9 protein-coding genes are annotated in these 11953 nt (G+C 64.2%); 2 read left to right on the forward strand and 7 right to left on the reverse strand.

The features are described 5' to 3' along the window. Positions 1–2 precede the first annotated feature (2 nt). On the forward strand, positions 3–1274 hold the full coding sequence (locus LDO22_RS02025; protein ID WP_224025912.1) for an SLC13 family permease: 1272 nt from the start codon (positions 3–5) through the stop codon (positions 1272–1274). A 973-nt stretch (positions 1275–2247) separates the two neighbouring features. Here LDO22_RS02025 and LDO22_RS02035 read toward each other — a convergent pair. The 7 genes from LDO22_RS02035 to LDO22_RS02065 all read right to left on the reverse strand — a co-directional run bounded on the left by LDO22_RS02035 (position 2248) and on the right by LDO22_RS02065 (position 10375). Beyond that, entirely contained in the window at positions 2248–3285 is a 1038-nt protein-coding gene (locus LDO22_RS02035) for a PEP/pyruvate-binding domain-containing protein (protein WP_224025913.1), read from the reverse strand. 58 nt (positions 3286–3343) lie between these two features. Continuing rightward, positions 3344–5224 carry a PEP-utilizing enzyme gene (locus LDO22_RS02040; protein WP_224025914.1) on the reverse strand — a complete coding sequence of 627 codons (1881 nt, stop codon included), beginning with the start codon at positions 5222–5224 and terminating at the stop codon, positions 3344–3346. Further along, positions 5221–6078 (reverse strand): HAD hydrolase-like protein, encoded by an 858-nt coding sequence (locus LDO22_RS02045; protein ID WP_224025915.1) that lies wholly within the window; start codon positions 6076–6078, stop codon positions 5221–5223. Before LDO22_RS02045 ends, LDO22_RS02040 begins: the two co-directional genes overlap by 4 nt. Continuing rightward, the gene (locus LDO22_RS02050; RefSeq protein ID WP_224025916.1) at positions 6075–7577 is read right to left on the reverse strand and encodes a pyruvate/oxaloacetate carboxyltransferase; all 1503 of its coding nucleotides are present in this window, start codon (positions 7575–7577) and stop codon (positions 6075–6077) included. Before LDO22_RS02050 ends, LDO22_RS02045 begins: the two co-directional genes overlap by 4 nt. Then, a complete protein-coding gene (locus tag LDO22_RS02055) occupies positions 7574–8926 on the reverse strand; it encodes a biotin carboxylase N-terminal domain-containing protein (RefSeq protein ID WP_224025917.1) in 1353 nt (450 codons plus the stop codon). Before LDO22_RS02055 ends, LDO22_RS02050 begins: the two co-directional genes overlap by 4 nt. Continuing rightward, positions 8923–9465: a biotin/lipoyl-containing protein gene (locus tag LDO22_RS02060; protein ID WP_224025918.1), complete on the reverse strand. Its 543-nt coding sequence runs from the start codon at positions 9463–9465 to the stop codon at positions 8923–8925. The genes LDO22_RS02055 and LDO22_RS02060 overlap by 4 nt, the downstream gene beginning before the upstream one ends. 130 nt (positions 9466–9595) lie before the next feature. Continuing rightward, a complete protein-coding gene (locus tag LDO22_RS02065) occupies positions 9596–10375 on the reverse strand; it encodes an IclR family transcriptional regulator (protein WP_224025919.1) in 780 nt (259 codons plus the stop codon). A 202-nt stretch (positions 10376–10577) separates the two neighbouring features. On the opposite strand from LDO22_RS02065, the gene LDO22_RS02070 reads away from it, so the two are divergent. Continuing rightward, complete coding sequence (locus LDO22_RS02070; protein WP_224025920.1) at positions 10578–11930, forward strand: MFS transporter; 1353 nt, start codon at positions 10578–10580, stop codon at positions 11928–11930. The last annotated feature ends 23 nt before the right edge of the window (positions 11931–11953 follow it).

The raw sequence follows: 11953 nt of genomic DNA on the forward strand, positions 1-11953 counted from the left end.
CCATGCAAGAACTCGTGGCCGTTTCCGGCCTTGTCCTCATCTTCGGCCTCTCAATGTGGCGCAACATCAACATGGGCGCCGTCGCCCTGGTTGTTGCCTTCCTGCTCGGCGTACTCTATTTCGGCCAAACGGCCACCGACATCGCCTCCGGCTTCCCGGGCAGCCTCCTGATCACCCTGCTGGGCGTGACCTACCTCTTCGGCATGGCACGGGCCAACGGCACCATCGACCAAATCGTCGGCGGCGCCGTCGGGGCAGTCCGGGGGCGGGTTGCCCTCGTTCCGTGGGTCTTCTTCATCCTCGCCGCCATCATCACCGGATCCGGGGCGCTGTCTGCAGCCACCAACGCCATTCTCATCCCCGTGGGCCTGGCCTTCGCCCAGCGCTACAGGATTAACCCGCTGCTGGTCGGGCTGTGCATCATCAACGGCACCAATGCCGGCGGCTTTTCCCCCATCGCCGTGTACTACAACATCGTCAACGGCGTCCTGGCGAAAGTGGGCGTCTCCGTGGACGCCGGTCAGCTCTTCCTCTGGACCTTCATCGCCAACGTTGTCATCAACGCGGTCGCGTTCATTCTCCTTGGGGGACCGGAACTGATGCGCCGCGGTCGCGAGGAAGACACCGCGGACTCCACCACCTCCTACCTCGGCGGCGGCACCGCCACCATCACTAGAACCGCTACCTGGACCGGCGAGAAAATCGTCACCGTGGTCCTCATGGTCAGCATCCTGGTCGGCGCCCTGGGCTTCAAACTCGACGTCGGATTCCTCGCCCTCGCCGCAGCCGTCGTTCTCTCCGCCCTGTACCCGCAACACTCCAAGGAGGCCCTGGGACACATCGGCTGGAACGTCATCCTGCTGATCGGCGGAATCGTCACCTACATCAGCGTGCTGGAATCCGCGGGTGTCATCAAAGAACTCGCCCACTCCGTCGCGGGCATCGGCACGCCACTGCTCGCCGCACTCATGATGCTCGTAGTGGCAGGCGTCGTATCAGCCTTCGCCTCCACCAACGCCATGTTCGTCGTCCTGGTCCCCCTCGCAGCCCCGCTGCTTGTCACAGGCTCCGTCGCGGTTCTGGGCTTCGTGATCGCGCTCTGCATCGCAGCATCGGCTGTGGACTCCAGTCCCTTCTCCACCGGTGGCGCACTCGTCATCGCCAACACCGAAGAAGACAAACGCGACAAGACCTTCCGCGGCATGATGATCTGGGGCATGTCCATGATCGTGGCAGCACCCCTGCTGGCCTGGCTCCTGTTCGTAGTGATCTAACCCTTAAACACCAACAGAAGGAGGGCTGAGTTCTCAGCCCTCCTTCATCACTCCCGAGTTATCACAACAACGACATCAAATATCAGTCTCACCCCTTCAGGCAGGACAAGAAGGACGGCCGTGCCAGCTCCGTTACAAGAACCGGTCCCGAATTGGACCAAACTACGACGTGGGGATCGAGTAGCAGTCTCCAAAAACGGGACACTTCTGGCGTCGGGAATCGTCGATATGGTCGCGTTGGACGGCAGCGTCTTCTGGCTAAACCAAGACGGCGTCGCCGGCCGCAGCCTGCTCCTCTACGCAGACAAACTCACGGTCCTAAAACGACCGTAGGAGTGCCCTTAAGGGATACGACTATCGTCTCGTCCTCAGGACACTGGCCCGGTTTTCCACCACGCAGGGTGAAAGGTGGTGCCGCCCAAGGAGGACCACGCCTGCGTCAGGAAGCCGAGCTCGGCGTTGGCCCCTTGCGCCTGTGGGGACAGGACCTTCAACACGTCCTGCAACGCCCGCTCGCTGGACGGGATGAGGGAGTTGTTCCACGCGGCGCAGGCCGCTACCGGCAAGAAGGGCCTTGTGCGGGTAGCCAACACCTGCCACTTCGCGTACGACGGCACCCTTACTCTTTGAACGCCACGAACGGCGGCTGAGGGTAAGACCCGCGGCGACCAAAAGGATCAACAAACTGGTCGCCGCCGGTTTGGTGACCCGGGAAAGCAATCCGCGGGACGGTCGCGGGGCTTTGATTCGTTTGACCCCGAAGGGTCAGGAAACCATCCTTCCTGTGCTCCGCTCCGTGTCCGACTTTGAAGCAAAGCTCGTTGGCTTCGTGCCGCCTGAGGACCGAAATGCCCTCACCGAACGGCTCCGCAGCCTCCTAACCAACGTCGAAGCGGTGGAGCGCTAGGCCGCAACGATACCGGTCCGGCCGTCCTGTGGATGGCCGGACCGGCTGTCCGGAGCGTCGGAGACTCTAGTGTTGGTGTGAGGCTCCGTGCGCGTGTGCAGGCGGGGTGGCCGTGCCGGAGATGCTGCCGGTAATCCAGGACATCATGCCCGCCGCGGCGTCGAAAGCCGGCTTCCGGTCTGCGTTGGACCAGACTGTCTCTGGACGGCACTGAAGCAGGATCACGTTACTGCCCTCGGGGAGTTCTTCGTCCACGGCAAACTCGATGTCCTGGGGTGCCTGATGGATCCGTTCGAGCTTCTTGCCGAGCGTGGCCAGGGCAACTACTTCGTCGTCCTGCAGGCACAGGATGTTCCGGCGTTCAGCAGGAACGTCCACCGGCGCGTCTCCGCTGCGGTATTCGATGATCTTGTTACCCAGTGACCGGTCGGCAATGCCCAGACCCACCTTGTCCACCACGAACCGGTCAGGTGTCACCTCACCACCGACCACCGACAGCCCCAGGCCCCAGCTGGCTTCCAGCACGATTTTGGAGCGGTCACCGCTGGTGGGGCTGAGGGTGAACATCACGCCTGCCGCGCGTGCCCGCACGGTCTTCTGGATCACCACAGCCATCTCGATGGCGTGGGGATCGATGTCCTTCTCGGAGAGGTAGGACAGGACCCGCCCGGCAAAGACGCTGACGTAGCACTCATGCACGTACTTCAGGACCTCGTCCGCACCCACGATGTCCACCCAGGTTTCGAACTCGCCCGCAAAACTGGCGCCCACGGAATCCTCAGCCGTTGCGCTGGAGCGCACGGCCACCGCGATGTTCTCCACCCCTGTTTCGGTGCACAGCTTCGTGTAAGCCCCGCGCACTGCGTCTGCCACCTCTGCCGGGATGGGCACGTCGGCGAACCGTTGGCTGATGCGGTGCGCGGCGTCGTCGAACGCTGCCTGGTCCCGCCCGCTGCCCAGCCCGTCCAGCACGCGTCGGGTGAACTCCTTCAGTCCATCCGCCTCAAGGTAGGCCCGGTAGGCCGCAGCGGTCACGGCGAAGCCGGGTGCCACGGGCAGCCCTTCGGCCGTCATCTGGGCGAGGCCGGCGGCCTTGCCGCCCACTTACCTGACGTCCTGGCAGGCGGGGTCGGTGAATTCGTGGATATACACAGTCAAGCTCCTAGCTGACCACTGCAGCGGTGTCGGTGGCGTGAACGGTTTCGGGGGCGGGTTCAAGTACGACGACGGTGCCCGCCTTGCCGTCGATCCTTACCCTTTGGCCGGTGGTCAGGCGGGCGGTGGCGAAGCCAGTGCCGACCACGGCAGGTATGCCATACTCGCGGCAGACAATGGCGGCGTGGCACATCATGCCTCCAATGTCGGTGATGACGCCGGTGGCTACGGCGAAGGCCGCTGCCCACGACGGCGCGGTAATCGGAGCCACCAGGATTTCGCCGGTCTGCAGGAGCGGAAGGTCCTTTTCGGAACGCAGGACCCTAACGGTGCCTTCGACGATGCCGAGGGACCCCGGGATGCCGTTGAGCTTGTCCGTGGCGCCGTCGGAGGCGCCGAGCCAGTCCTGCACGCGTTCGGTGGTGACACCGTAGTTCATCACGGCAAACGGGTCCGTGACCTGCTGCGGCGGGATGCCGTAGGCGGGCGGGGCGCTGGCTGCCTGGAGCGCTGCGACGATGGGCCGGCGGCGGGCGATTTCTGCCTGCCAGCGCTTCTTGCCGCGGGCAGGAACGCCGATGGCCCATGAGTCCACCACGTCAAAGAGAGCGGTGTCCAGCTCGAAACGGTTCAGGTAGAACATGTCTTCGGCGGTGTCGAGGAAGCCGGCATCGACCAGGAAGCGCGCCAGGTCCCACGCTTTTTCCCAAAAGACTTTGTGGGACCAGTGCTCTACGTAGATGTTGTGTTCCTCGATGTAGGGGAAGACCTTTCGGGCCAGTCCGAGCAGTTCGTCGAACTGTCGTGCTTCATCGCCGGTGAGGAGGGCCCGGTATTCGTCCACGATCTCGTCCCGCTCTTCGCGGAGCCGCTCGATGGGCCGGGAGATGTCTTCGCCGTTGGCAATCTTGAGCGCGTACCGTGAGATGCCCTGCAGCGGGATGGAGAGGTCGCTGGCCCAGGTTTCCTGGTCATGGGTGAACCCGTACTCGGCGAAGTAGTTGAACCAGGGGTCCTGGGCCTCTTCGAACGCCGCCAGCCAGGTCCGGCCGTTGGTGGATTCGGCCAGCGCGGCGAGGATGGCGTCGGGGCCGGTGTCCCCGGTGATGATGCTGTTCAGGCCGAGTTCGTGGGAGAGCGCCGCGAGCTTGCGCAGTTCGTCGTCCGGGCGGAAGGCGAGGACATCGACGCCGGCCACCATGCGGGAGATGGACTGCTCGCTGATGAGCGGGAAGGCCTGCTTGCAGAACTGGAAGAAGGTGATGTAGCCGCCGTAGCCCAGGTTCAGGAATTCGAAGTGGTACTGCCAGATGGAGAAGAATTCATCGATCAGCCGGTGGTAATTCTCGATGACGGCCATGGCCGAGGACCGGCCGCGTGCTTCCGAGACCACCTCGGCGGGGTCGTATTCGGTGAGCCGGGGGAATTCGATGGTGCGAAGGGAATCGATGGCGCCTTCCATCTTGGTCTTCCACTTTCCGTACAGCTCGTCCCAGTTGGCGTAGTAGTAGCCGGCGCGTTCCTGGAAGATGGCCACGCGCTCCCGGATCCGGGCCGGGTCCTCCACGCCAAGCGGCGAGATGTAGACATACCCGTTGACAACCCGGACGTCCAGTCCCAGCGACACGGGCAGCGCGAAGATGCGGGTGCTGAACGTTCCCACGCCCAGGTACACGGCCTCGGCGCCGATGCTGTCGAACGGGTGGCAGCCGCGCGACCAGTGCATGGTGTCGGCGAACCAGAACTGGGCATTCTCGTGTTCAGTAGTTTCCTCGCTGGGGACGAGGTAATAGGGATACATCGACTCCCAGCCCTCACCCCCGGCCGGGGAGGTGGACTCGCTGAAGAACGGGAAGCGGGCTGCGCTGCCCGGCGTGGTTTCGGTCATGATCTGGCTCCTTGCGACAGTGAAAGGGAGGGTGTGAGGAATTCAAGCAGTTCGGCGACATCCGCCAAGGCGAGATCCGGCCTGGCAGCTCCTTCGAGCGTGGCAATCAGCCCGGGAGAGGTTGCGCCGGAGAGGACCAGGGCGCTGTTGGCACCCATCGACCGGGCGAGGTCGATTTCGACGGTGGCATCGCCGACCACGGTGACCTCTGCGGCGGGAAGGCCCAGCCGGCGCAGCAGGGTTTCGCCCAGGGCAGCCGAGGGTTTTCCCAGCACCTGGGGAACGGCCCCGGCAGCCCAGCCGACGGCATTGGCAATGGCGGCCGAGACGCACACGGATTTACCGAGTCCGCCGTAAAACCACGGCACGTCGACTGTGGTGTAGAGCGGGGCGCCGGCGTCGACGGCCAGGCTGGCCGCGTTAATCATTTCCGTGCTGTACCCGTTCGCTGCCCCGACGACCACGACGTCGGCGACGTCAGGATCCCCGGGACCGGCGAGGCTCACGCCCAGGCTGCGCAGCGGGGCGGTCAGACCCTCCGCGCCGAGCGCCAGCACCCTGGCCCCCGGATGCCGGTGGGCAATGTACCCGGCGGCCGCGCTGCCGGCGGTGGCGAAATCCTCGTCCCGGATTCCGATTCCCCGTGACCGGAGGTGTGCGGCGTATTCGGCCGGGGTCTTCTCCGAGGCATTGGTACAAACGACGACGGCGTGTCCGGCAGCGTAGAGCGCTGCCACCAGCTCCGCGGCCCCCGGCATGGCTTCCCCGCCGGCACCACCGGCACGCTTTGTGCGCATCAGGCAACCATCGACATCCAGAACCCAGCCGCGCGAATTCCGTATCGGATCATTCATGCTGTAGCCCCCTGTGCGGCACTGTCGACTGCGGTACCAACCTTGTTGGAGGGCCCGCGTTGAATGGAAAATTTCGTGGTGCCGTCGCTGACGGATACGGAGGTGGAGGGCCGGTCATCCACTGCTGCGAGCAACCGCTGCAGCGTTGACGTGGCCGAATCCTTCTTCGCGGCGTACATGGTGTCCACCTGCTCGGCCGGCATGACCGCCCGGAGCAGCAGTTCCTCGTCGCTGATCGTGGCCCCAAAGCGCCGCCGCAAATCAGAGATGGTTACCTCGCCGCCGTCGTTAATAGGCTGTTGTCCGCGTTTGGTGGCCATGGCCCTGTCCATCAGTTCGGGATTCACGGCGCCGGGCAACGGTCCAAAGTCACCGCGGAGCAGGTCGATGACCTCATCGGAGATCTGCTTGTACCGCTCACCCGTAATAACGTTGAGGGTGGCCTGGGTGACGATGTACTGCGCAAACGGGGTCATCACGATCGGCCAGCCCAGGTCTTCACGGACCTGCACGGACTCCTCGATCACCTGGTCAAACAGGTCGGCGCGCCGGATTTCTCCGAGCTGCCGGCGGGTGGTGGACTGCACCCCGCCGGGAATGGTGTGCCGGTAGTAGGCTTCGTCGTACTCATTGGGGCTGCCGGCGGGCAGGTTCTTGATCCGCCCCTGGCGTTGCAGGTAGGCGGACGCGTTGGCCATGGCCTCCAGATCCACGTTGACGTTGTGGCCGCGGGCCCGCAGGTTATGGACCAGCCGCTGGGCTTCCGGGTGCGAGCTTCCGTTGGCCAGCGGCGGCAGGGCGCAGTGGATGGTTTCGATGCCGAGGTCCGCCGCGTCCAGGACGGTGATGGGGGACAAACCGGTGGTGCTGTGCGAGTGGATCTCGTTCAGCCGGGTGCTGGTGAGGCTGGACCGCAGCAGCGGAACCAGGCTCTTCACCCGGTCCGGTGTCAGCAGCCCTGCCGGGTCCTTCAAATAGACGCTGTCGATGGCGTTGCAGTCGTCGAGTTCCTTGGCCTTCATTGCGAAGTACTCGTCCGTGTGGACGGGGCTGGTGGTGTAACAGATACCGCCGATCACCTCCTCGAACCCCACCCGCTTGGCCATTTCAGCTGTCCGTTTCGCGCCCTCCATGTCATGCATCGGATCGATCACCCAAAGCCGTTTGACGCCGTTGCGGGCCAGCAGTCGGAAGGCAAGTTCGAAGACGGCGTCCGGGGTGCGGTGGAACGTGATGAACCTTTTCCCCGTGGTGAGGAAGCCGAGCTGTGTGTTGGGCATCAGGTCGCGGGCGACCCGCAGCCGCTCCCACGGGTCCTCCTGGTGATACCGCACGGCCGTGGCCATCAAGGTGCTGGAGGCCAGCTCGATGGCGTGGTATCCCACCTGGTCCAGCAGCGGAGCGACGCCCCGGACCATGCGGGTGGTGACTCCGGTGGCACCCCAAATGCTTTGGTTGCCGTCCCGGAGGGAGACATCGACAAGTTTGACCTCGGTCATGAATTCACCTTTTCCATCATGAGTTCGTTCAGCCAGTGGGTGGTCACCGTGTTGTCCCGGAAAACCGGATGGGCCAGGATCCGGCGCAGCAGCGGCAGCGAGGTGGTGACACCTTCGATCTCGAACGCTGCGAGGGCCTGCTCCATCCGTTCGATGGCGGCGGCACGGTCCGGCGCCCACGCAACCTGCTTGGCCATCAACGCGTCGTAGAACGGCGGGAAGCGGTAGCCCTCGTAAATGTGCGTATCGAGCCTGAGTCCGCCGGCGGCCGAAGGACGCCACCGGGTGACGGTTCCCGGCGAAGGCTGCAGGTCGTTCTCCGGGTCCTGCGCCGTGATGCGGCATTCGATGGCGTTGCCGGTCAGGGTGACCTCTGCCTGGGTAAAGGACAGTGGCTCGCCAAGCGCCGCCAGGAGTTGTTCGCGGACAAGGTCGACGCCGGTGATCGCCTCGGTGACAGGGTGCTCCACCTGTACGCGCGGATTCACCTCGAGGAAGGCCAGCGAATCACGCTGAACGTCGTAGAGGAACTCCACGGTTCCCAGGCCCACATAGTCCAGGGCTTCGGCGATGCGCAGAGCGCTCTGGTACAGCAGCGCGCGGGTTGGTCCCGGGAGGGCGGTACAGGGAGCTTCCTCCACCACTTTCTGATAGCGGTACTGCACCGAACATTCCCGTTCACCGAGGTGGACGCGGTGGCCGTGGCGGTCCCCGAGGATCTGGACCTCCACGTGCTTGGCATCCTGGACAAACCGCTCCAGGAACACGGTGCCGTCCCCGAAGGACGCTTCCGCCTCGGAGGATGCCAATTGCCAGGCCTCGGCCAGTTCCGCAGTACTTTCCACGAGTTTCATGCCGCGGCCGCCGCCGCCATGGGCTGCCTTGATGAGAGTCGGGTAGCCGATCCGTTCGGCCAGCTGCCGCACTTCCTCCGCCGTTTGCGCGGTGCCGCCCGCAGAGACGGGAACGTCCACGGACTCGGCAAGCTGCCGGGCCGTCAGCTTGTCACCGAGTGCCCGCAGCGCCTCGGGCGACGGACCAATAAAGGTCAGGCCGTTTGCAGCGCACAGTTCGGCGAAGGCCGGACGTTCGGAGAGGAATCCGTAGCCCGGGTGGACCGCCGTGCAGCCGGTGGACAGGGCAGCCTGGATCACAGCGTTCATGTTGAGGTAGCTGTCGGCAGGCCGGGGCCCACCGATGGTCACGACCCGGTTGGCCCGTTTAGCGGCCAGGGTGTCCTTGTCCGCCTTTGAGACGCCGAGAACAGTGTCGTAGCCCAGTCGGTCGCAGGCCTCAATGATGCGGACCGCGATCTCGCCGCGGTTGGCAACGAAGATCCGGTGGTTCATGACGTGGCCCGGATGGCGAAGAGCGGCTGCTCGAACTCCACCAGTTCTCCGTCCTTCACGAATACGGCAGCCACCTCGCCGGCCGCGCCGGCGGTCACGGAGTTCATAAGCTTCATGACCTCCACGATGCACAGCACGGCATCGGCGGTCACGGCATCGCCCACCTGGACGAAAGCGGGCTCGCCGGGCTTGGGTGCCCCATAGTATGTGCCGAGCATCGGTGCGGTGACGAGCATGTGACCGGCCGGAAGCGCATCAGGTCTGAGGGCGGGGGAGTGGCTATTGGGCGCAGGGGAATTTACGACGACGGGTGCCGGCGCCGGGGGTTTTGGTGCGACTGCGTCTGGTGCCGGCTCACCGGCCACCGGTGGTGCCGCAGCGGCGACGGCGGATGCAGGCGACTGGATTGCGCCGTCCGGAATGTGTCCGCCCCTGCGCACATGCAGCCGCAGTTCGCCCTTTTCGTACAAAAAATCCGTGAACTCGGTCTTGTCCAGCTGCTCGATAACAGCCGCGAGTTCTTCCAGGTCGATGTCCATGTGCGGAATGTCCTTCTGTAACGCCTGTCCTCGTTGATCAGGCCCGAATGTGGGCTGTGCCACTTGGTTCAGCGTAGGAAGGCATCCCGGTGTCCGCAACGGAATGGGAAGAGATTCCGCTCTGCGCAATCTAGGCCCTAATGTTTGCTGCTCTCAGGAGGCCCTTTTCCGTCATCGATGCCGCCTCCTGGAGCGCCTGCACGTGATCGGCAACCATCGATTTCTGGAATCGTGCGGTGGGGATGGCCGTCGTGTAGGCCGCGATGGGCTTGCCCGTCGAGTCCCTGACGCATACGCCAAGGCCGCTGACGCCCTGCTCCGTTTCCTCAAAATTTGTTGCATAGCCTGCCTTGCGCACTGCTGCCAGCTGGCGCTTGAGGGCTGGCAGGGCGTGAATCCTGGCGGTGGGCCAGGGGGTCAGGCCACCCCGGTAGATCTTCTCAAGCTCAATATTTCCGAGTTCGGCCAGGATTGCCTTGCCGCCTGCTGAGCAGTAGGCCGGCATGAGATCGCCCATCCTGGCTTTGACGTGAAGGGCCGCCTCGGACTCGATGCCATCAATGAAGCGGATGTGAGGCCCCGTCAGAACCATGAGCTGAACGGTGTCGTTGATATCGGCATAAAGCTTCTGCAGGGCCGGCCGGCCGACCTGCCGCAACTGGTTGACCGAGAAATTGGCCTCGCCATGAGGGGTCAACTGCGGACCTGCACGGTACCGCCGCTCCCGGTCCTGGACGGCAAAGTCCCGCGCGACCAGCGCACCCAGAAGCCGGTGCGCCGTGGATGGGGCGACACCTAGTCGTTCTCCGGCGGCCTTGACGCTGATGGATTCACCCCCGCGCAGGAGCATCAGCAGTTGGAGTGCGCGGTCAACGGATTCGAGCCTGGAGGGGCTTTCGGAATTTTGCATAGGAGAATACTGACACTCGACTTAGCGCTTGACTAGCACTCAAACTCGCCCCGGCTATAACTACAATGCTGCAAATGCCTGGCGCCACGCTTGCGGCCCATAATTCTGCTGATCGAAATCTCTGACATTCTTGTGGAATCTCTCCTACGCGCGTGACTACGCTCACTGCATACCCTCATCTTTAGGCACCAAGGAAGAAGACATGGACGTCTTGACCCAAATCCGCCAGTCGCGGATGACCCGTTTCCAGGTGATGGCAGTTGCGATTGCCTTGACCCTGATCCTCATTGACGGATTCGACGTGGCCGTGATGGCCTACGCCGCGCCCAGCCTGTCGAAAGCGTGGGGGCTGGACCCCGTGACGCTTGGCTTCCTCCTCAGCGCCAGCCTGTTCGGGATGGCCGCCGGCTCCATCTTCCTGACTCCGCTCGCGGACAAGATCGGCCGCCGGAAACTGGCGCTGATCTCGCTGGTCATCATCAGCATCGGCATGGTACTCTCCATCTTCGCCGGTGACCCCATCCAACTGATGGCGTTCCGGATCATCACCGGCCTTGGCGTAGGCGGCATGATGGCCAACCTGAACGTGCTCGTCTCTGAATACTCCTCGGACAAGCGCCGCGGCACCATAATCGGCATTTACGCGGCCGGCTACCCGATCGGCGCCACCGTGGGCGGTCTCGTGGCAGGTCCCATGATCCCCGTTTTTGGCTGGCACTCGGTCTTTATTGTCGGCGCGGCACTGACGGTTATGATGCTCCTCACTTCCTGGCGTTTCCTGCCGGAGTCCCTTGACTACCTCCTCGTCCGCCGCCCGGGGAACGCGCTGCTGAAGGTCAACGGCATCCTCGCCAAGATCGGCCGGCCGGCTTTGGCAGCGCTGCCCGCTCTCCCGGCAGCCGTCCGGGAGCAGGGAGCCGTGGCAGAGATCCTGAGCCGTCCCACGCGCTTCCGCACATTGGCACTCTGGATCGGCTATGCCTGCCTGGTGGCGGCCTACTACTTCGCCAACACCTGGACCCCGAAGATCGTTGCGGCAGCCTCGGGCAGTGATTCCCTCGGCGTGACTATCGGCGTAATCGCCAACGCCGGCGGCATCCTGGGCTGCTTCATCTTCAGCGGCCTTGCCATCAAGTACCGTAGCCGCCCCCTGCTCGTCTGGGCACTTGGCCTGGCCGCGGCCGCATACCTGCTCTTCGGTCTGGTCTTCACCCAAATCAGCGTCGCCGTCGTCGTCGCCCTCTTCCTGGGCATCCTCACCACCGCGGGGATCGCAGGCTTTTACGCCGTAGCACCTGAGGTATATACCGCCAAAGCACGGGCCACCGGCATCGGCTGGATGATCGGCCTGGGTCGCCTGGTATCCATCATTGCCCCCATCCTCGTGGGCTACCTGATCTCAGGCGGCTGGCAGCCGGAACGGATCTTTTTCCTCTTCGCCATCCCGCTCGCGGCCTCCGCCCTGTGCATTGTGTCGCTGGGCGTATCACTGAAGCGGACACAGCCTCCGGCAGTCGCGGACACCACCCTGGCCCCCAGCACACCTGCCGCCTAAGCGGAACCCACACTCTCCTCGTC

Origin of the sequence: Arthrobacter sp. NicSoilC5, assembly GCF_019977395.1 — a bacterium.
Classification (GTDB): Bacteria; Actinomycetota; Actinomycetes; order Actinomycetales; family Micrococcaceae; genus Arthrobacter.